Source organism: Flavobacterium granuli, assembly GCF_900129705.1.
Lineage (GTDB): Bacteria > Bacteroidota > Bacteroidia > Flavobacteriales > Flavobacteriaceae > Flavobacterium > Flavobacterium granuli.
The window spans coordinates 156,873-179,808 of the sequence record NZ_FQWO01000002.1; the positions used below are offsets into that span (position 1 = coordinate 156,873).

General features: G+C 36.3%; 16 protein-coding genes. 13 read left to right on the top strand and 3 right to left on the bottom strand.

The annotated features are described in order from the left end of the window. Positions 1–19: 19 nt before the first annotated feature. On the bottom strand, positions 20–2,083 hold the full coding sequence (locus BUB25_RS03670; RefSeq protein ID WP_072940145.1) for a M13 family metallopeptidase: 2,064 nt from the start codon (positions 2,081–2,083) through the stop codon (positions 20–22). 233 nt (positions 2,084–2,316) lie between these two features. Between BUB25_RS03670 and BUB25_RS03675 the strand changes: the two genes are divergently transcribed. The 6 genes from BUB25_RS03675 (at position 2,317) to BUB25_RS03700 (ending at position 12,175) form a co-directional block, all read left to right on the top strand. Further along, complete coding sequence (locus BUB25_RS03675; protein WP_072940148.1) at positions 2,317–2,982, top strand: SCO family protein; 666 nt, start codon at positions 2,317–2,319, stop codon at positions 2,980–2,982. 132 nt (positions 2,983–3,114) lie between these two features. Beyond that, positions 3,115–3,354 (top strand): FeoA family protein, encoded by a 240-nt coding sequence (locus BUB25_RS03680; protein WP_072940151.1) that lies wholly within the window; start codon positions 3,115–3,117, stop codon positions 3,352–3,354. Then, entirely contained in the window at positions 3,354–5,453 is a 2,100-nt protein-coding gene (gene feoB, locus BUB25_RS03685) for a ferrous iron transport protein B (protein ID WP_072940154.1), read from the top strand. Before BUB25_RS03680 ends, feoB begins: the two co-directional genes overlap by 1 nt. A 616-nt stretch (positions 5,454–6,069) precedes the next feature. Beyond that, positions 6,070–8,943: a TonB-dependent receptor gene (locus BUB25_RS03690; protein WP_072940157.1), complete on the top strand. Its 2,874-nt coding sequence runs from the start codon at positions 6,070–6,072 to the stop codon at positions 8,941–8,943. Between the two features lie 174 nt (positions 8,944–9,117). Further along, positions 9,118–9,639 (top strand): YfiR family protein, encoded by a 522-nt coding sequence (locus BUB25_RS03695; RefSeq protein WP_072940160.1) that lies wholly within the window; start codon positions 9,118–9,120, stop codon positions 9,637–9,639. 79 nt (positions 9,640–9,718) lie between these two features. Next, a complete protein-coding gene (locus BUB25_RS03700) occupies positions 9,719–12,175 on the top strand; it encodes a PAS domain S-box protein (protein ID WP_072940162.1) in 2,457 nt (818 codons plus the stop codon). A gap of 12 nt (positions 12,176–12,187) precedes the next feature. Here the strand turns inward: BUB25_RS03700 and BUB25_RS03705 are convergent, their stop codons facing one another. Further along, positions 12,188–12,841, bottom strand: coding sequence for a metal-dependent transcriptional regulator (locus BUB25_RS03705; RefSeq protein ID WP_072940165.1), 654 nt, complete (start codon positions 12,839–12,841; stop codon positions 12,188–12,190). A 63-nt stretch (positions 12,842–12,904) separates the two neighbouring features. After that, positions 12,905–14,776: an Nramp family divalent metal transporter gene (locus BUB25_RS03710; RefSeq protein WP_072940168.1), complete on the bottom strand. Its 1,872-nt coding sequence runs from the start codon at positions 14,774–14,776 to the stop codon at positions 12,905–12,907. Between the two features lie 104 nt (positions 14,777–14,880). Here BUB25_RS03710 and BUB25_RS03715 point away from each other — a divergent pair, with 104 nt between their 5' ends. The 7 genes from BUB25_RS03715 to BUB25_RS03745 all read left to right on the top strand — a co-directional run bounded on the left by BUB25_RS03715 (position 14,881) and on the right by BUB25_RS03745 (position 22,935). Continuing rightward, a complete protein-coding gene (locus BUB25_RS03715; RefSeq protein WP_072940171.1) occupies positions 14,881–17,133 on the top strand; it encodes a TonB-dependent receptor in 2,253 nt (750 codons plus the stop codon). Next, positions 17,133–17,597, top strand: coding sequence for a thioredoxin family protein (locus BUB25_RS03720; RefSeq protein WP_072940174.1), 465 nt, complete (start codon positions 17,133–17,135; stop codon positions 17,595–17,597). Before BUB25_RS03715 ends, BUB25_RS03720 begins: the two co-directional genes overlap by 1 nt. 35 nt (positions 17,598–17,632) lie before the next feature. Continuing rightward, the gene (locus tag BUB25_RS03725) at positions 17,633–18,784 is read left to right on the top strand and encodes a lycopene cyclase family protein (RefSeq protein WP_072940177.1); all 1,152 of its coding nucleotides are present in this window, start codon (positions 17,633–17,635) and stop codon (positions 18,782–18,784) included. Between the two features lie 109 nt (positions 18,785–18,893). Next, positions 18,894–19,304, top strand: coding sequence for a BrxA/BrxB family bacilliredoxin (locus BUB25_RS03730; RefSeq protein WP_072940180.1), 411 nt, complete (start codon positions 18,894–18,896; stop codon positions 19,302–19,304). A 228-nt stretch (positions 19,305–19,532) separates the two neighbouring features. Further along, positions 19,533–20,891 carry an oxygen-dependent tRNA uridine(34) hydroxylase TrhO gene (gene trhO, locus BUB25_RS03735; RefSeq protein WP_072940183.1) on the top strand — a complete coding sequence of 453 codons (1,359 nt, stop codon included), beginning with the start codon at positions 19,533–19,535 and terminating at the stop codon, positions 20,889–20,891. Positions 20,892–21,185: 294 nt separating this feature from the next. Continuing rightward, positions 21,186–22,472, top strand: coding sequence for a PSP1 domain-containing protein (locus BUB25_RS03740; protein ID WP_072940186.1), 1,287 nt, complete (start codon positions 21,186–21,188; stop codon positions 22,470–22,472). Beyond that, positions 22,456–22,935 carry a gliding motility lipoprotein GldH gene (locus BUB25_RS03745; RefSeq protein WP_072940188.1) on the top strand — a complete coding sequence of 160 codons (480 nt, stop codon included), beginning with the start codon at positions 22,456–22,458 and terminating at the stop codon, positions 22,933–22,935. Before BUB25_RS03740 ends, BUB25_RS03745 begins: the two co-directional genes overlap by 17 nt. The last annotated feature ends 1 nt before the right edge of the window (position 22,936 follow it).

Here is a 22,936-nt window from a genome sequence, read left to right on the forward strand (position 1 = left end):
TTTTTCTAGCAATATAATACTACCAGATTTTAACTCTTTTAGAAGGCTCAATATACATCCCATCATTAGGCTGAATACCAAAGGCTTGATAAAACGTATCTATATTTTGTAAAGGAACATAAGCGCGATACATTCCTGGAGAATGCGGATCAGTCTTTACTTGATTTTTGATTGCTTCATCGCGTGATTTTGTACGCCAAATAGTAGACCAAGAAATAAAGAAACGTTGCTCCGGCGTGTAGCCGTCTATTAAGCCCGGATTCCCATTTTCTTTTAGATACAATTGCAATCCATCATAAGCCGCATTAACTCCACCTAAATCTCCTATGTTTTCCCCAAGTGTAAATTTACCGTCAACAAAAGTTCCAGGCAAAGGCTCTAATGCGCTGTACTGGGCCGCTAGCGCTCCAGTCAAGGCAGAAAATTGTTTCAAATCTTCAGCAGTCCACCAGTCTACCAAATTTCCATCGGCATTGTAACGCGCTCCTGAATCATCAAATCCGTGAGAGATTTCATGACCTATAACCGCACCTATTCCTCCATAATTTACCGCTTCGTCTGCCTGATAATTATAGAAAGGCGGCTGCAAAATGGCAGCTGGGAAAACAATTTCATTATAAGAAGGGTTGTAATAAGCATTTACTGTTTGCGGAGACATTCCCCATTTTTCTTTATTAACTGGTTTAGCCAACTCGGCAAGACTTTCATTATAACGCCATTTCGCTAAATTTTTAACATTTTCAAAATAAGATCCACCTTCTTCAGAACCAGCAATAACTAAAGCCGAATAATCTTTCCATTGATCCGGATAACCAATCTTGATTCTCGATTTATGCAGTTTTTCAATCGCGCTAGCCTTAGTCGCTGCCGACATCCAAGTCAAATTTTTGATTCTGTTTTCAAAAGCGACAAAAATATTTTTAATCATTTTTTCTGCTTTAGCTTTAGCTTCTGCAGGGAATTTCTTCTCGACATATAATTTCCCCAAGGCTTCACCCAAAGATCCATTAATAACCTGAAGAGCACCCTCATCTCTTGGTCTTTGTTTTATGGCTCCGGTCAAAGTTTTCCCATAAAATTCCCAATTGGCATTTTCTATCGCAGTAGAAAGCTGGCTAGAAGCTCTATTCAACAAAGTCCATCTCATGTAAGCCTTCCAGTCTTCGACCTTATTTTCTTTGAAAATAGTTTCCAATGCTGCCATGTATTTTGGCTGAGAAACGATCAATGAATCTGTAAGTGGTAAACCAATCTTAGTAAAATAAGAATCCCAATTGATTGACGGAGTCAATTTTTGAAGGTCTTTAACAGTCATAGGATTGTATGATTTTCTTCTGTCTCTTCTTTCAACCCTGTCTAACCGTGGCTTTGACATTGCGGTCTCTAATGCTAATATTTTATTAGCATTCGTTTTTGCTTGTGCTGGTTTTTCGCCGATAAATTGGAGCATTTTGGCCACATGCTCCACATATTTAGCTCGTTTCTCTTTAGAATCGGCATCTTCGGAAACATAATAATCTCTGTCCGGCAAACCCACGCTGCCTAATCCAAGAGTAATCACATTCCTATTACTGTTTTTAGCATCACTCCCTACATTGGCTCCAAAAAAGCCCAAACCACCCAAAGGCTCCATTTCTATCAAAAAGCTCTCTAAATCCTTAGTGTTTTTAATTGCGTTAATTTTTTTCAAATAAGGCTTTAAAGGTGTTACTCCTAGTTTATTTCTACCAACAGTGTCTAAAATAGTTTTGTACAAATTGATCGCTTTCCCTTGATCTGTATTGGACTTGTACACTGGATTTCCCACCGCTTCTTTTAAAATTGCCAGAGCATCGTTATCTGTTCTTTGACGCAACTCATCAAAACTCCCCCAACGCGTTCTATCACCTGGAATCTCTGTATTATCTAACCAGGTTCCATTTACATAGCGAAAGAAATCATTAGAAGGCTTTACCTTTTTATCCATATATTGAATATTAATTCCTGGTTCTTTGGCTGCTGGAACAACTTGGCCATGAACATCAATAAATCCTACGACTGCAGGAATCACAAAAAGTAGCTGCTTATTTAGCTTTATTTTCATATTATAAAATCATTAGGTTAGTCTCACAAAGCTATTGATAATATTTGAAAAAAATGCCAAATGCATCTTGACTATTAATACTTTGATTCCTCCTGTGAAGAAGGCTACTTTTTTGTACTTTTGCAAAAAATTATTTTTATGAAATCACCATTAATAACAAGTTGGGGCAAGCAAGTACCAATAAATAAAAAGGCGATAACATATATAACCTCTAACAAATAAATTTTACATATATGAAATCTATTTTATATAAGTACCGAAAATTTTTTGCTGTTTTTTTACTATTTTCAGCCATAACACTCTATTTGTTTTATGGCGCTTTAAAACCTAGTAAATCACTCCCAATATATAACCCTGCCGACGTAAATCCTGAATTGGTTGATACCGCGGTGCAATACGTTCGAAAATACCATACCATAGCCAACTTCTCTTTTGTGAACCAAAATGGAAAAACCATCACTCAAAAAGATTATGAAGGCAAAATATATGTAGCCGATTTTTTCTTTACCACTTGCGGCTCCATTTGTCCAAAAATGACAACAAACCTAGCCGAGATTCAAAAAGCAATCATCAACAACCCAAAAGTAATGTTGCTTTCCCATACCGTTTTCCCGGAAACGGACAGCGTTCCCGTTTTGAAAGCTTACGCCATAAAAAATGGAGTAAATGATAAAAAATGGAACCTGGTCACTGGTGACAAAAAAGAAATATATACCATGGCCAGAAAATCGTATTTGGCCGTAAAACTGGGTAAACCAAGCGAGTTATATGATATGGTGCATACGGAAAATTTCGTCTTAGTAGACTCCAAAAAAAGAGTTCGCGGCTTTTACGATGGAACCAACAAAGAAGAAGTTCAAAAATTAATCGCTGACATTGCCTTCTTGTCTGAAGAATAATAGTCCAACCCAAACTGACATTCTTTTTCGAGACTGTTAATGTATTGCAAAAAAGCTACAAAAGTGATAATTATCATTTGTATTTGTATTATAATGTGTATTTTTGCAATCTTAATTCAATCTAAATAAGCTTTGCGAACAACCATATTTTCTCTAAAAAAAGGCGAAAAAGCCATTATCAAAGATTTCGATATTGATATTGTACCCTTAAAATTACTTGAAATGGGCTGTTTGCCAGGCAACACGGTCGAATTACTGCAAATAGCTCCTTTTGGAGATCCTTTATATTTGAATATAAACGGTTCTCATTTAGCCATTCGTGTAGAAACGGCTCGTGAAATCGAGGTTGAACCCCTAAAAGAGGATTTCTAATGAGTGGAGAAAATATCAATGTAGCGCTTATAGGCAATCCAAACGTAGGTAAAACTTCGGTTTTCAATCAATTGACCGGATTGAATCAACAAGTAGGAAATTATCCAGGAATCACCGTTGAAAAAAAGATTGGTTTTTGCAAATTACCGAACAATGTCAAAGCAAATATCCTAGACTTACCCGGAACCTATAGCCTCAACGCCTGTTCTATTGATGAGAATGTTGTTATTGAACTGTTGCTAAACAAAAACGATAAATTATATCCTGACGTAGCCCTTGTAGTTACTGACGTAGAGAATCTAAAACGCAATTTACTGCTCTTTACCCAAATAAAAGACCTCGAAATCCCAACGATCTTAGTCATTAATATGGCCGATCGAATGGAACACAAAGGAATTTCATTAGACATTCCTTTTCTGGAAGAACACTTAAAAACTAAGATTGCCTTAATCAGCTCAAGAAAAGGTTTTGGTATAGACGAATTAAAAAAATTAATAGTTACCTACAAATCCATTTCCAGCGAACCTTGTTTGAATGCTTCGAGTATAGATCCTGATTACTTCAATAATCTTCGAAAAGCTTTCCCTAATCAGCTATTATACAAATTGTGGTTAGTGATTACTCAGGATGTAAACTTTCTGAATTTAGAACGAAATGAAATCAGAAGTTCTTTTACCAAATCGCATTCTGATTTAAAACGTTTGCAACAAAAAGAAACGATAAAACGCTATCAATTCATAAATGATGTATTGAAAGAAGGCTTGAAAGTGGACTCTTCTAAAGCCAAAGATTTCCGCAGCAAACTGGACCGCGTACTTACCCACAAAGTATGGGGTTATGCCATCTTCTTTTTGATTTTATTCGTCATTTTTCAATCGATTTTCGAATGGTCCAAAATTCCTATGGATTTTATTGACTCGACTTTTGCGTCTTTGAGCGCACTCGCTGACGAAGAATTACCTGCCGGTGTTTTAACAAATTTACTTTCGCAAGGAATCATACCCGGAATAGGCGGAATCCTTATATTTATTCCTCAAATTGCCTTTCTTTTTATGTTTATTTCCATTCTTGAAGAAAGCGGCTATATGAGCCGAGTAGTTTTCCTGATGGATAAAATCATGCGAAAATTTGGTTTATCCGGAAAAAGTGTTGTGCCACTAATCTCCGGAACTGCCTGTGCAATTCCAGCAATTATGGCTACAAGAAACATCGAAAACTGGAAAGAAAGACTGATTACCATTCTGGTCACACCATTTACAACCTGCTCTGCCAGACTACCGGTATATGCTATCATCATTGCATTAGTAATTCCAGACAATCGAATTTTTGGGGTTTTAAATCTACAAGGTTTAACCTTAATGCTATTGTATCTTTTAGGTTTTGGGATGGCTATATTTTCAGCTTATATTTTGAATAAAATATTGAAGATAAAAGGCAAAACTTTCTTCATCGTTGAAATGCCTAATTACAAGTTACCTATGTTCAAAAACGTAGCGATAAATGTGGTCGAAAAAACAAAAGCCTTTGTCTCTGGCGCTGGAAAAATCATCTTGGCCATATCAATCGTGCTTTGGTTTTTGGCTTCCTACGGACCTGGAGAAAAATTTAAAAATGCCGATGCTATCGTCATCGAAGAAAACATAAACAAACCACTTTCGGAAACTGAATTTGAAGACGCGGTCGCTTCTCAAAAACTAGAAAATTCCTATATTGGAATTATGGGAAAAACCATAGAACCTGTTATTTCACCTCTAGGCTATGACTGGAAAATAGGAATTGCCATCATCAGTTCATTTGCAGCTAGAGAAGTTTTTGTAGGAACCTTAGCTACAATTTACAGTGTAGGTGGTAGCGATAATGAAGTGACTATAAAAAACCGAATGGCTGCCGAGATCAATCCCGTTACTGGAAATAAAATATTCAATTTTGCTTCTGGAATTTCCTTGTTGTTGTTCTATGCTTTTGCCTTGCAATGCGCCAGTACATTAGCCATTACCAAAAAAGAAACGAATTCTTGGAAATGGCCTTTAGGTCAACTCATTTTCATGAGCGGACTAGCCTATATTGTTGCTTTAATCGCTTTTCAAATTTTAAAATAAAGACCTATGTTTCAAGAAATCGTCGCCTTTACTTTACTGGGACTTGCCCTTGCTTTTTTGATTAGAAAGTTTTTTTTCAAAAATAAAAAAAAAAAGAAAAACTGCGGAACAGATGATTGTGGCTGTCATTAAAAGCGCATTTCATAACATTCAAACAAACCCACTTTTAGAAACCACATTGCCTTTGTCCATCTTTTGAAACGAATAAAAAAGCGGCTAGTATTTGAAGTTAATTGATTAAAATTGACTAAATTTACATATTACAAATCTAGCCCTAACCAATTATTATCAGGCTGTTATTTTTATAAAGTTGCTGAATTAAAATCGGTTCTTTATTTTTTTAAAAAAAATTGATTTATTCAAAATACGATTTCAATTTTCAAAAAATGCCAACACAGAGTTAAGATTATTCCCCCAAATCTTATACAGTGTTAGTCCATGAGTCTATTTTTATTTTTATAATTCAAAAAAGAGAATAACTCTACAACTTACATTCCGTTTTCTAGCTGTTACAATAACTGCTTTTTCTACCAAAAACACCTAAAGCAGTAAGATAAAAGCTTCTTGCAACTATTATGTTGCTATTGCTTTAAAGTCAAACGAACATCAACTTATTATGAAAAAGTTTTTGTTAATATTGTTTCTAATAAACGTGACTTTTCTTTTCGCCCAAAAAGAGGTTTCTGGCTTTGTCTTCGATAACGCCGGCAGCCCTTTGTCAGGTGTCAACATAACCGAAAAAGGCACCAGCAATAGTGTTTCGACAGACATTAACGGAGCTTATTCTATTCAAGTCAAAGAAGCCGCTATATTGATTTTCAGTTATTTTGGATTTTCAAAACAAGAACATGAAACCAAAGAAGCTGTTTTAAATGTTTTCCTGTCTGAAGAAGGAGGCCAAATTCTTAATGAAATCATAGTCACAGGAACTAGAGCAGCTCCACGAAGCAACACAGCAACAGCCCTTCCTATAGATATCATATCCGCCAACGAATTGGCTTCAACAGGACAACTCACTTTTGACAAGGCATTACAATACCGTATCCCATCTTTTAACACGGTTCAAACACCGGTAAACGATGCCACTTCATTACTTGATCCTTATGAAATCAGGAATCTGGGTCCCAGCAGAACCTTAGTGCTTATCAATGGAAAACGCAAAAACCTAAGCTCTTTACTTTATATCCAACCTTCACCCGGAAGAGGAGAAACGGCAGCCGATATTTCAGCTATACCGATTGATGCCATCGACAGAATAGAAATTTTACGTGACGGTGCCTCTGCTCAATACGGATCGGACGCTATAGCCGGAGTGATCAACATTATATTAAAAAAAAGCCCTGATGATGGTTCGATAACCCTAAGAACCGGTATCACTTCTAAAGGAGACGGAGAACTCTTGAACATAAGTATAAACAACGGTTCTACTATAGGCAACAAAGGATTTCTAAACTACACTGTAGACTTCTCTAAAATAAACCTGACAAATCGTGCCGGTAAAGTAGATGCCGAAGGAGATTTTAATGATTTTGTGAGACTGCTACCAAATAATCCTTTGAATTATGTAAACGATGACAATACTCTTGGCAATACAACTCTGACTGATGCTATGACCGAGGCACAAATTAACAGCCTTTTTGAACAATACAAAGTCAACTTCCCAGCAGATTATAATGCAAAACTAGCCACTATAAACCAAGGAAACATCGCTGGAAAGCAAGCCGTAGACTCGTTTTTAAAAGACCAACCATACGCAGCAAATACCAACGGAACACCCGAAACTGCAGCTGCAAAATTTTTAATCAATGGAGGATTGAATCTATCCAATGAAACTGAATTGTATTATAATGCCGCCTATACTTATAAAAAAGTGAATTCGTTTGCTAATTACAGAGCTCCTTATTGGATGTCAATCAAAAATCCATTTGAAAACCCCTCTATTCCTAATTGGCGAATCGCTACTGCTTACCCAACCTATTTGAAGGATTTTTTTGGGAACGGCACTGTCGCTTCTTATAAAGGCTATCAACCTACTTTTACCGGAGATTTAACCGATTATAATGCCAGCTTAGGTTTTAAATCCATAAAAAATGGCTGGAATGCCGATGCCAGCATAACCATCGGCGGAAATTCACAAATCTATACCTTAGACAATACCCAAAATAGATCACCGCTGAAAGATTCCAATGGAAATCCTATTTATCAGGAAAACAGCCCAATTTCGTTCAAACCTGGAGGATCTAATTTCAATCATGTTATAGGGAATCTGGATGTGTTCAAAATACTATCTGACAAAATTAGTATTAGTTTTGGTTCTGAATTTCGATCCGAAAATTTTGAGACAATCGAAGGCGACAAAGCTTCTTGGGAAGGAGCTGGTGCAGATTCCTTTGCCGGAACCACTCCTAAGGAAGCCGGAAAATGGAATAGATACAACTGGGGAGCTTATTTTGACTTGGCCTATGATCTAACAAAAGATTTTCTTGTAAACGCAACACTTCGTCAGGAAGAATACAGTGATTTTGGCAGTGCCACCGTCTGGAAAATAAGTAGCCGTTATAAATTCCTCGACGATAAAATCACCCTGCGAGCTTCTGTTTCTACTGGTTTCAGAGCACCTACGCTACATCAAATTTACACTCAAAAATCCCAATATACGTTTAATGCTGGAGGCGGAATTGAAGTTACCCGAATCATTAATAATGTTTCTCCAGAAGCACACATTTTAGGCATTACAAAATTAACTCCAGAAAAATCGACAAACACAACCATAGGAATTGGAGCCAGACCCCTCAAATATTTCAACATCACCATTGACTATTACAACATTGCAATAACTGACCGGATCGCTTTAGGAGATGTGGTCAATACTCCACAATTTGGAAAAGTGGCTTGGTTCGAGAACTCTTTTGATTCTAAAACATCTGGACTCGACTTGGTTATGAATTACAGCAACCTAGGACTTGGAAACGGACAACTGGCATTCAACTTATCGGGAAACATCACATTCGAAAATAAAAGAATCTCTGATGTAGCCAGTGATAACTTTGGCGCAACAATTGAAGCATTGACTTTCACCTCCAGACCCAAAACCAAATGGATTTTGGGAACAAATTATAAAGTAAAAAAATTAGATTTCTACCTTAACAACAGCTATTTTGGCAAAACAACTTTTAAACAATCCGGCTTAGATTCGAATTTAAGAACTGAATTCAGCCCTAAAATCGTTACCGATCTAGGAATTAATTTTCTTGTAACAACTAAATTAACGCTGGCTCTAAACATAGACAATGCATTTAACATTTTGCCAAAATGGAAATTCAAGTCCGAAAATGCAGCTGGAGCCGCGATATTAAACGACCCCGCTCAAATAAAAAACCAATTTAACCTGATTACTTTCAACGGACGCTATTCGCAAATGACTTATGGCGGATCACAATTTAGTCAATTAGGCACCCAGTTTAGTTTGTCTTTAAATTACAAACTATAACTCCTTGACAATCAAATAATATAGATTTAAATTTTTCTTAAAGCAACCCAAACAGCCTCTATAATTCGTTAAATTTATACTATCAAAACAAATAATTAAAACCAAAACACACCGAAAATAACACGAAACTATTCGACCAATAAACGATACTCTTCCTATAAAAAACAAAATATAATGACCATCAAAAGTTATATCTATATTTTAAGCTTAATCACCATATTCACGGGCGCAAATCCACTAACTGCCCAAGAGGATATGACAGATAACGCCTATGCTATGAAAGCCGATTTCCTGTACCGTTTTATAGATTATGTACGCTGGAAAGACAACCCAAAAAATCAAGCTTTCAAGATTGCTGTTCTGGAATCAAGTCCAATTACTCCATTATTAATTAGCAATGCTAAAAACAAAAAAACAGAAATCAAAGAATACAAAGATATCGCTCAAGTAGGTAGCTGCAATATCTTATTTGTTCCCTATAACTGCAGCATCCCAATTGAAACAATCATTTCTAAATTTTCAGATCGATCCGTATTGATTGTAACGGAGCGAAACGGATTTGGAAAAAAAGGCGCACACCTAAATTTCATTATAATTGAAAATAAATTAAAATTTGAAATCAATCTTAAGGCAATAAACAAATCAGGAATTGGAGTTAGCTCTTTCTTATTGCAACATGCCATTATTGTACAGTGACACCTTTAAACCTTATTTAGCCTAAACTTAAAAAGCCAAATTGCCTTTGACATAAAAACTGCCTTAAATACCGCCAACAATGATAAATTTAAAAAACATATCAATCAAAAATAAACTTGTATTGATGCAAGTTTTCACCTCAGCACTTGTACTAGGCATATGTATTACCGCCTTTGTATTGATCGACATCAAAGGATTTAAAGACCGAAAAGAAACCACTTCCATTGCCATTGCCCAAATGATAGGTTTCAACAGCATTTCGGCTCTAGAATTCTTGGACAATACTGCCGCAAACAAAAGTTTGTCTGAATTAAAGGGACAAACAGATATATTAAATGCAAGTATTTTAGACAAAAACGGAAAAGTTTTTGCTTCATACACAAAAAAGGGTTCCGATCCCAAATTTCAATTTGTAATTCCAAATGAGAGACAAAAAAACATTCAGTTTACAGATCAAAATCTCCTTGTTTACCATAAAATCCTTAAAGACAATCAAACCGTAGGACACGTCGTAATGCGCTTTGAACTCTCAGAATTGAATAAAATAAAAATGGATGTTTTACGATTAGGAATCGTGTTGCTGCTTGTAGGAACTGTGCTTGCGTTTTTAATTGCCATGATCATCAAAATGTATATTTCAAAACCCTTACTGAACTTGGTTACTGTGATACAAAAAATTAAGGATACCGCCGATTATGGAATGCGCATAACTGTAGACGGAAAAGATGAAATTAGCATTTTGGCAACTGGACTTAATGATATGCTTTCCACAATCGAAAAAAGAGATAATGAAGTCGCGCTGTCCAAGGAACAATTAAACAAACAAAATACCCTTTTACAGTCCGTAATACAGAATATGGGAGACGGCTTAGTAGTGGTTGATGAAAAAGGAAAATTCATTCTTTGGAATCCAGCCAGTGAAAAAATAATTGGAATTGGTCTTCTGGATATCTCTCAAGAGAAATGGAGCGAAACTTATGGCGTTTTTTGGCCCGAAACCAAAAACCTTTTTAAAACCGATGAACTTCCTTTGGTTAGAGCCTTAAATGGAGAAGAGCTTGATAATTTGGAAATTTTTATCCAAAATTATAAAAAAACGATAGGCAATTTTATAGTAATGTCTGCCAGTCCATTAAAAGATGAACTCGGTAATATTACTGGCGCTGTAGCTGTTTTTCATGACATCACGGAAAGAAAAAACTCAGAAAATGAAATTAAAAAACTAAACGAGGAACTCGAACAAAAAGTCATCGAACGCACTGACCAACTCGCAAAAGCCATCGAAACCCTTCGAAAAAGTGAAGAGAAATACCGAGAAATTGTCGAAAATACCAGCGATGTGCTCCACACAACCGATTATAAAGGAAATTTCACTTACATCAATCCTGCCTGTAAAAAATTAACCGGCTATAGCCAAGAAGAACTCATTGGAGAAAATATCTCAGAACTCGTAGCCCCGGAATGGAGAGAACGTGTCGCTGAATTTTATCTGAATCAATACAAACATAAGATTGATGAAACACTTTATTCCTTCCCTATCATTACAAAAACAAGAGATCAAAAATGGATTGAACAAACCGTAACCCAATTGAGAGAAGGAAATAGGATAACTGGTCATAAATCTATTATGAGAGATATTACCGAAAGGAAAGCTGCCGAACAAAAATTAAAAGAAAGCGAAGATCAATTACAAACCATCTTTAACGAAGCTCCAGATGCATTAATTGTAATTAATGAAGAAGGAAATATCCTCAGATGGAACCCACAGGCCGAAAAAATATTCGGCTGGCCCATTGAAGAGGTATTAGGAAAAAAAATGAGGGACCTAATCATTCCGGAACAGTACAAAGAAAGTCACATGAAAGGTTTTCAACATTTCCTTGAAACCTCAGAAGGACCTTACATCAACAAAACGGTAGAAATTACCGCACTCAACAAAAAAAACATCGAATTTGATATTGAATTAACTGTTTCTACAGCTAGCATTCTGGGAAAACATATTTTTATCGCCTTTATCAAAGATATCTCTTTAAGTAAAAAACTGGAAAATGAAAAAATAGAAGCCGACAGATTGGTGCGCCTTAATGAAATGAAATTAAAACTAATTCTGGAAAATATAGGTGAGGGAATTATTGTTACTGACACCCAGAAAAGAATTGTACTCTCTAATCACATGGCCGAAGAAATAATAGGCATCAAACAAGATAGCGAAACCCACAACACCCTGGATTGGTCAGCTAAATACGATCTTTATTATCCTGATGAACAAACCATTTTCCCTTCCCAAAACCTTCCTTTGGAAAAAGCCCTAAAAGGAGAATCAACGGATGATGTTGAAATTATCATTGCGGATTCAGAAACCAAAAACAAAAAAAGGGTCATCATCAGTGGCAGACCCATCGTTGATGAAAACAATTACATTATTGCCGCTGTGGCTAATATAAAAGACATTACGTATTACAAACAGCTCGAGAGCGCTTTAGAGGAAAGTGAACAGAAATACCGAAAACTAATTGGTTTTAAAAGCGGAAAATAGAATTATTTTTCGCTAGGTTAACTTCACAAAAAGATTACTCGCAATTTTATTGGAAATAGTCAAGTCAACAGCATCTACTTTTATTTTTAAGGATAAATCAAAACTTTCTTTTCCAATAATTTCAATTTTGGAGCCCAACGCAATTCCTTGCTTGTCGAGATATTTCAAAAATTCAGAAGAAGTATCTTTCACCCCAACGCAGATTCCTTTTTGATTTTCTAACAACTCGGAAAGCAATTGTTTTTCTACTTTCAAAATTTGTCCATCGGCATTAGGAATGGGATCACCATGAGGATCTTCGGTTGGATTTCCTAAGAAATCATCCAGCTTATTGATCAATTTTTCTGATTTTATGTGTTCCAATTGTTCTGCAATATCATGTACCTCATCCCAGGAAAAATCTAATTTTTCGACCAAAAAAACTTCCCAAAGACGGTGCTTTCTCACAATCATTTTGGCGGCCAACTTTCCTTTTTCGGTCAAAGAAACCCCTTGGTATTTTTTATAATTAACTAAATCTTTCTCGGCCAATTTCTTGATCATATCCGTGACCGAGGACGCCTTCGTTTCCATCATTTCAGCAATAGCATTAGTACTCACCTCTGAATTGGAGGCCAGCGTCAGATGATAAATACCTTTGAGATAATTTTCTTCAGAAAAAGTCATTTGATTTTAAATTTTAGAATATTGATTTTAGATTTAGAGAAGAGCTTTATCTTTCTAAGAAACCTAATTTTTAACAATCAACAAAGGTATAGAAATTTTATGGCGCAACTTGTCAACGGTTGTCCCAAAAATCAAATCCCTAAAACCGGTATGCCCGTGAGTTCCCATAACCAAAACATCAAAATTTCCTTTATTTATAATCTCAGGAATTGCTTTATCAGGATTCCCAAATCCCAATTTAGTCTCTACAGCAAACCCTTTCTCAGAAAGCATTTCCTTGTACTCTTTCAATATTTTTTCATCGATCAAGGTTTCGTGATCTTCTATATTTTCACCATAAATCATAGCCCCTACCGATTCTTGCACATGAATTAAGGTGTATTTTGCATCTACTCCGCCTAATTCAAAAGCGCTATTCAAAGCCACTTCATCAGCACTGGAAAAATCCAATGCCACAGCAACATTTTTCTTATCTCCTTTTACGGACTTAGAAAACTCTAACTTTAAATTATGTGGCGAATGATTTTGAATATCAATCTTAGCTTTCGAAATAAATGGTTTAAAAACGATGTACAACAACAAAACCAAGAAAGCTATTGCCAAGGGAACCACCGTAAGCCATAGCAACAAAGGATTTTGAGAAGTTTCGAGCCAACCTTTTATTTCGTCAAAAACCAATTTTGCATTTAGAATAACGATAATTGTAGCAACAACCCAAGAAGCAATTTGGGTTACTTTACCAATATGAAAACCTTTCATTTTTGATTTATCACTCACAAAATGAATCAGCGGAATAATAGCAAATCCCAATTGCAAACTCAAAATCACCTGACTTAAAATCAATAACTTTCCCGTTACTCCTTCTCCAAAAATACTGATCACAATTACGGCTGGTACTATAGCAATTAAACGGGTAATAATTCTGCGTACCCAAGGCTGAATCCTTAGATTCAGATAGCCTTCCATAATAATCTGGCCTGCCAATGTTCCTGTTATTGTTGAACTTTGCCCTGCGGCAATCAAAGCTACGGCAAATAAAACAGGCGCCCATTTGGTTCCCAAAAGCGGTTCTAAAAACTGATGTGCATCCTGAATTTCGGCCACTTGAAACATCCCGTTTCTATAGAATGTGGCTGCCGCCAAAATTAAAATCGCAGCGTTTACAAAAAAAGCTAAGTTTAAGGCAATGGTCGAGTCGATAAAATTATATTTCAATGCCTGTTTGATTCCCGCATTGCTTCTGTCAAATGTTCTGGTTTGTACCAAAGAGGAATGCAGGTACAAATTATGAGGCATAACCGTAGCTCCAATAATTCCAATGGCAATGTACAATGCAGCTTCATTAGGCATTGACGGAATCAATCCAAGAAGTACCTTATCCATCTCCGGTTGAGCGAAAATCATTTCGAAAATAAACGAAATCCCAATAACGGCAACCAAAGCAATAATAAATGCTTCCATTTTTCGGATGCCTTTATTGATCAAAAACAATAATAAAAAAGTGTCTAATACTGTAATCATTACCCCCTCAATCATGGGAATACCAAACAAAAGGTTTATACCTATGGCCATTCCTAACACTTCGGCAAGATCACAGGCCGCAATGGCAATTTCGGCCAAAAAATAAAGAATATAATTGATAAATTTAGAATAAGTCTCCCGAGATGCCTGCGCTAAATCACGCTGGGTAACAATTCCCAATCGCGCACTCAAACTTTGCAACAACAAAGCCATGATATTACTCATCAATAATACCCAAAGCAAGGAATACCCAAACTGACTCCCTCCGGCAATGTCAGTCGCCCAATTCCCCGGATCCATATAACCTACACTAATCAGATAAGCGGGGCCAAAAAAAGCTAATATTTTTCTGAAAACTGATTTTTTGTTTTGTGTAGCAACTGATCCATGAACCTCTTCTAATGACTTACCCATGTTTTAACTATTTGAAGCAAATATAATTGTATTTTTTTGCTTTATGAAATATAATTTTTAGATTTGTCTAAATTTAAAATATAAATTAATCTAAAAATATAGTCGTGAGAAATCTAATTTTGCTTTTCTTTATTCAAATCACTATTGCGTCATTTGCTCAAACCAGTATAAAAGGAAAGGTTTCTTCGGATGGAATGCCATTACAGCACGCCAACATTGTATTAAAAAACACCAAAAAAACTACCATCACAAATCAAGAGGGCGACTTTGTTTTTACAGGCCTTAACATTGGACACTATGAAATCATTGCTTCTTACGCTGGTCTAAAATCCCTAACAAAAACCATCATGGTCAACGATACCACGACGATTGTTTTGGATTTTGATCTAAAAGAAAACAATACCTTAGACGAAGTAGTCATAACAGGAACCCTGAAACCGGTATCCCGAATAGAGAGCCCCGTTCCTGTTGAAGTCTATAAACCCACATTCTTCAAGAAAAACCCAACGGCAAATATTTTTGAAGCCTTGCAAAACGTCAACGGAGTGCGCCCACAATTGAATTGTAATGTTTGCAACACCGGTGACATCCACATCAATGGCCTTGAAGGACCTTACACCTTAGTTTTAATAGACGGAATGCCCATTGTGAGCGGGCTATCAACCGTTTATGGTTTGTCTGGAATTCCTAATTCTTTATTGGAACGTATCGAAATCGTCAAAGGCCCTGCTTCGTCTTTATACGGAAGCGAAGCCGTAGGCGGGTTAATCAATATAATCACTAAAAACCCGAAAAATGCTCCTCTTTTTTCAGCTGATTCCTTCCTCACCGATTGGGGAGAACTCAATGTTGATTTGGGTTTCAAAACCAATATTGGCAAAACCGCATCCTTGCTAACCGGAATTAATTATTTCAACTACAGCAACCCGATTGACAATAACAACGACAACTTTACCGATCTGACCTTGCAGGACAGAATCTCCGTTTTCCAAAAATGGAATTTTAACCGCAAAAACAACAAATTATTCTCTCTGGCTGGACGCTATTTCTATGAAGACCGTTGGGGCGGCGAACTCCAATGGCAGAAAAAAAACCGTGGCGGAAATGAAGTATATGGCGAAAGCATTTATACCAAACGCTGGGAATTACTTGGAGCCTATGAATTGCCAATTGCAGAGAAAATGCTCTTCTCTTTTTCTTATACCGATCACGACCAAAACTCCGTTTATGGCGAGATTCCATACTTGGCAAAGCAGCGCATCGGTTTCGGTCAATTGACTTGGGATAAAAAAATGAATAATCACGATTTACTTTTTGGCACTGCTCTTCGCTATCAATATTACGATGATAATACCGCCGCTACTCTAAAAGAAGACATCAATTGGATTCCAAGTTTATTTATACAAGATGAAATCACTTTTAATGATGCCCACAAACTGCTACTGGGAGCGCGCTACGATTACAACAGCAATCACGGCTCAATTTTCACTCCTAGAATGGCTTACAAATGGAAAATTAACGACAACAACATTTTGCGTTTCAACACAGGAACAGGCTTCAGAATTGTCAATCTTTTTACCGAAGAGCATGCCGCTTTAACCGGTTCCCGTGATGTAATTGTTCTGGAAGAATTAAAACCGGAGCGTTCATATAACGTCAACTTGAACTACTTAAAAAAAATCTACACCCATAACGGTAATTTCATAGGACTGGAAACTACCGCTTGGTACACTCATTTTACCAACTCCATTATTCCGGACTATGACAGCAATCCCAATCAGATAATTTACCGAAACCTAGATGGCTATGCGGTTACCAAAGGAATAAGTACCAATGCAGATTTTGTTTTTAACAACGGGCTAAAAATGATTCTGGGCGCCACCTATATGGATGTTTCCAAAACGGAACACAACATCACAACACGACAGATCCTAACCGAAAAATTTTCGGCAACCTGGGCCATTTCTTACCGAATCAACAACTTATTTTTAGATGTTGATTATACTGGAAATGCTTATGGACCGATGCGTTTGCCTTTATTAGGAAATCTGGACCCTAGAAAAGAATATTCACCTACATGGAGCATCCAAAACATTCAGTTTACCTTCAACAAATTGAAAAATATCGAAATTTATGGCGGAGTAAAAAACTTACTGAACTGGACGCCCAATAAAGGAAATCCGTTTATAATTGCCCGTGCAAATGATCCTTTCGACAAAAATGTACAATACGACAACAATGGCAATGTAAAAACGACTCCTGATAATCCGTATGCATTAAGCTTTGACCCCAGCTATGTCTACGGCCCCAATCAAGGAATCAGAAGCTTTTTTGGCTTGCGCTATACTTTAAAATAATGAAGAAATATATTCTCATAATGCTAGTTTTCTTTTGGGCAATTCCTTCGGGTTTTGCCCAACTGAAGTTGCATTCTTTTGAAGAAGTAACACAATTAGCTAAAGCAAATCCAAAACCCATTGTGGTATTTATTCACACTTCTTGGTGTACCTATTGCAAAATAATGCAAAACAGCAGCTTTAAAAATCCTGCTGTTATTAAAAAACTAAATGACGAATTCTATTTCATTGCGTTAGATTCCGAGTCAAAAAAGGAGATTATGTTCAACAATCATCTTTTTCGTTTCAAACCAACGGGACCGAATACCGGAATACACGAATTGGCTACAGCCTTAGCTACTATAAACAACCAAATTGTTTACCCTACTTTGACCATTTTAGAAAAGGACAACACTATAGTATTTCAACAACACTCTTTCATTGACGACAAAGCACTGTTGCGAATACTTGACGAGTTGAAATAATTCCTTATTTTTGAAAAGAATTTCCTCATCTAAATATGAAACACTACGACTACATTTTTACAGGCACCGGTTTAGCAGCATTAATGACAGTCTACAAAATGGTTGTATCCGGGAAGTTTCAAGATAAAAACATTTTACTGATTGATGAAAACACAAAGAAAACCAATGACAGGACTTGGTGTTTCTGGCAAGAGGAAAAATCAATCTGGGAAAAATCAATCGCTAAAAAATGGCATTCGGCACAGTTTTCTAATGCTAATTTCAGCAGAAATTTAGATTTACAACCCTATCAATACAACATGGTCAGAGGATTGGATTTTTACAATCTGGTTTTTGAGTTGCTTTTAAAACAGTCAAATATCACTTTTGCAAATGAAAAACTAACCGACATCAATGAACTCGAAAATCATGTTTTTGTAGCAACAGAAAAAGGAAATTACACTTGCGAAAAACTTTTGAATAGCATTTATCGAAAATTAGAAGTTGAAACACAAATCCAGTATCCCGTATTACAACAGCATTTTATAGGCTGGTTTATCCAAAGTGAAGATCCCGTTTTCAATCCAGAACAAGCCACTTTCATGGATTTTTCGGTGGAACAAAAAGGCAATACCCGTTTTATGTATGTCTTGCCCACTTCGGCTACCGAAGCCTTATTAGAATACACTTTGTTTTCGCATCATCTTTTAAAAAAGGAAGAATACGAACAGGAAATTGAAAAATACATCCGAAAACTGGGAATCAAAAATTATAAAATTATCGAAAAAGAACAAGGCAGTATACCGATGACTTGTTATCCTTTTTGGAAAAAAAACACCCACAGAGTGCTCAATATAGGAACTGCCGGCGGATGGACCAAAGCCAGCACCGGCTACACCTTTAGAAATTCCGATAAAAAATCGACTCAATTAGTCTCTTTTTTACAAAAGGAAAAAGACTTGACAAGATTTCATAAAAAAAACAAATTTTGGTTTTACGACCTCTTGCTTTTGGATATTTTGGACCGTAAAAACCATCTGGGAGCGACTATCTTTTCATCGATGTTTAAAAAAGGAAAGCCTGCTTTGATTTTCAAATTTCTCGATGAAGAAACCTCTTTATTTGAAGATTTAAAAGTGATTCTAAAATGCCCAAAAATACCATTTATTAAAGCTTTAATGCGTTCACCGCTTTATTTATTTCGATAAAACAGAACGCCTATCAAACAATAACAAAACTTTATAATGCAAATAATGGAGTTCTTTGTAAACTTCGTAACTTTGCCTATTGAAAAATTAATATTTAAAATACAACGATATGTATCCAGAAGAAATGGTAAAACCAATGCAGGCAGAATTAACATCTGCAGGTTTTCAAGATTTACATAGTGCAGAAGCAGTAGAAAACGCAATCAAAGCAGAAGGAACTACCCTTGTAGTTGTAAATTCAGTTTGTGGTTGTGCCGCAAGAAACGCACGTCCGGGAGCTAAAATGAGCTTAGAAGGAGCCAAAAAACCGGATCATTTAATCACGGTTTTTGCCGGTGTTGACAAAGAGGCAGTAGATGCAGCAAGACAGCACATGTTCCCTTTTCCTCCATCATCGCCATCTATGGCTTTGTTCAAAAACGGAGAATTGGTTCACATGTTAGAGCGTCACCACATTGAAGGTCGCCCAGCTGAAATGATTGCAGAAAACTTGAAAGATGCTTTCAACGAGTATTGTTAATCTGTCCCAAAAATAAAATTAAAAACCACGTTTATGCGTGGTTTTTTTATTTGTAGCTATTTCCAAATCCAAAATCTCAATACAAATCGGTTAGGCAACAGCATACTTTTTTAAAACCTGGCGAACTTTGCGTAAAAACTTTGCGACTTTGCGGTAAAAAACTAACTTTGCACCCGAATTCTTCCATTTAGAACTCACAACATATTTTCTCACTTAAACGTTTATAGCATGCAACTGTATAACACCTTAAGCGCAGAAGAAAGAGCCGAACTGATTGATCAAGCGGGCAAACAACGTCTTACGTTGTCTTTCTATGCGTATGCCAAAATTGAAGATCCTAAAAAATTTAGAGACGATTTATTTCTAGCCTGGAACGCACTTGATGCCCTAGGTCGAATTTACGTTGCCCACGAAGGCATCAACGCTCAGATGAACGTTCCTGCCGAAAATTTTGAAGCTTTTAGAGCAACTCTGGAAGTCTATGATTTCATGCAAGGCATTCGTTTGAATGTAGCCGTAGAACATGATGATCACGCCTTTTTAAAACTCACCATCAAAGTGCGTCACAAGATTGTTGCTGACGGACTAAACGACGAAACTTTTGATGTAACTAACAAAGGAATTCACTTAAAAGCCAAGGAATTCAACGAAATTCTAGAAGATCCCAATACTATCGTAGTTGATTTTAGAAATCATTACGAAAGCGAAGTGGGTCATTTTAAAGGCGCCATTACTCCTGATGTAGAAACTTTCAGAGAAAGTTTACCCATAATCAATGAGCAACTTCAAGATCACAAAGAAGATAAAAATCTGGTGATGTATTGCACTGGTGGAATTCGATGTGAAAAAGCAAGTGCTTATTTCAAACACCAAGGATTTAAAAATGTGTTCCAATTAGAAGGCGGAATCATCAATTATGCAAAACAAATTGAAGAAGAAGGTTTAGAAAGTAAATTCATTGGAAAAAACTTCGTATTTGATAACCGTTTGGGCGAAAGAATAACCGAAGATATTGTTTCTCAATGCCATCAATGCGGAAAACCTTGCGACAATCATACTAATTGTGCCAACGACGGATGTCATTTGTTATTCATACAATGTGACGACTGTAAAGCGGCTATGGAAAATTGCTGTTCTACCGAATGTCATGAAACCATCCATTTGCCTTGGGAAGAACAATTGAAATTAAGAAAAGGAAAGCAAGTTGGTAACAAAGTGTTCCGTAAAGGAAAATCTGAAAGTTTAAAATTCAAACATTCCGGAGAACTAACGGATGTTGCTCTGGCAACAATTCCAAAAACCAAAGACATTCGCCAAAAAATAAAAGTAAAAAAAGTATTACTTGGCAAAGCCGAACATTATTATGTTAAAGCTCAAGTGGGACTTTTTACCATCGAAAACCAAGAATTAAACATTGGTGATAAAATTTTAATCTCCGGACCTACAACCGGAAACCAAGAATTGGTTTTAGAAAAAATGTTTGTCAACGGAACCGAAGCAACTCAAGCCAAAATTGCTGATAAAGTGACATTTACTCTACCTTTCCGTGTTCGTTTATCTGATAAATTATACAAAATTTTAGACTAATTTATAACGACATAAAATACCTTAAAACCACGTAATCACGCGATTGTTAAAAATTGCAAACTGACCGTAAAAAGCTGTCTGAGAAAATAATCACGGTAAAATGAGCTTAAAAAATCATTTAAAAACACTAATAACGAACCCATTACGACAATAATCGCAATGGGTTTTTTAATAAATATTTATGACCTGCCTACATTTTCAACGGTTGTAACATAAAATTAAAAAATACTATCTTTACACATTAATCGTTTTAAGAACTTAAGTTGTGCCAGTCACAACACTACATATAAAATTATGGCATGTACAAGTTGTTCAACTTCTGATGGTGGCGCACCTAAGGGTTGTAAAAATAATGGGACTTGCGGCACCGATAGCTGCAATAAATTAACTGTTTTCGATTGGCTTTCTAATATGAGTTTACCCAATGGTGAAGCTCCTTTTGACTGTGTCGAAGTTCGTTTTAAGAATGGAAGAAAAGATTTTTTTCGCAATACCGAAAAATTGACCCTAAGCATGGGAGACATCGTAGCTACAGTAGCTTCTCCCGGACATGATATTGGAATTGTAACACTGACAGGAGAATTGGTAAAAATTCAAATGAAGAAAAAAGGAGTCAATTCGAACAGCAATGAGATTCCAAAAATCTACCGAAAAGCATCCCAAAAAGACATCGATATCTGGTCGGCAGCAAGAGCCAAAGAAGAGCCTATGAAGGTTAGAGCACGTGAACTGGCGATTGCTCAAAAACTGGAAATGAAAATTTCTGACATTGAATTTCAAGGAGATGGCTCCAAAGCCACTTTTTATTATACAGCAAATGACAGGGTCGATTTCAGGCTTTTAATCAAAGATTTTGCTAAAGAATTCAGCACCAGAGTCGAAATGAAACAGGTAGGTTTCCGTCAGGAAGCCGCCCGTTTAGGAGGAATTGGTTCTTGTGGAAGAGAATTATGCTGTTCTACTTGGCTAACCGATTTCAGGAGTGTAAATACCTCAGCGGCACGTTACCAGCAATTGTCCTTAAACCCACAAAAACTAGCGGGACAATGCGGAAAATTGAAATGCTGTCTAAACTATGAGTTAGACACTTACATGGATGCCCTGAAAGGTTTCCCTGATTTCGACACCAAATTAGTTACTGAAAAGGGAGATGCTATCTGTCAAAAACAAGATATATTCAAAGGCTTGATGTGGTTTGCCTATACGAATAATTTTGCCAATTGGCATGTATTGAAAATTGAAAAAGTGAAGGAAATCATTGCCGAAAACAAACTCAAGAAGAAAGTTTCGGCTCTGGAGGATTTTGCAATCGAAATTGTTCAGGAAAGAGAAAAAGACTTTAATAATGCAATGGGACAAGAAAGTTTAACCCGCTTTGACCAACCTAAGAAAAAGAAAAAACCAAACAAAAAACCAAAACCTGCGGGTGAAAATGTAATTGTTGCCAATAAAAACAAAGCAACCACCAACAATAACAAACCTGCAAATAACAATAACAAACGCCCAAATCCTTCAAACGAGAAAAAACCGGCGGAGCCAAGAAAACCAATAATTATTAAAAAAAATGAGAATAAAAAATAGTGTTTTTCTCCTTTTGATTGCGATTCTAATTTCTTCGTGCGATGAGAAAAGAATATTTGACGAATACAAATCTGTAGGCAGCGCCTGGCATAAAGACAGTATTGTGTCTTTTAACCTACCGGTATTGGACTCTACAAAACGGTATGATTTGTTTATAAATATAAGGGACAATAACAATTATCAGTTCAATAATATTTTTTTGATTGTTACTTTGGAAAAACCAAATGGATATACCAAAGTGGATACGCTGGAATATCAAATGGCAAACCCAGACGGCTCTTTGCTAGGCAATGGTTTTACTGATATAAAAGAAAGCAAATTATTTTACAAGGAGAATGTAAAATTTAAAGGGAAATACAAAGTCAACATAAAACAAGCGATCCGAGAAACCGGAAAAGTACCCGGAGTTACTCTATTAGAAGGAATTACAGAAGTGGGTTTACGAATTGAAAAAAAAGACTAAG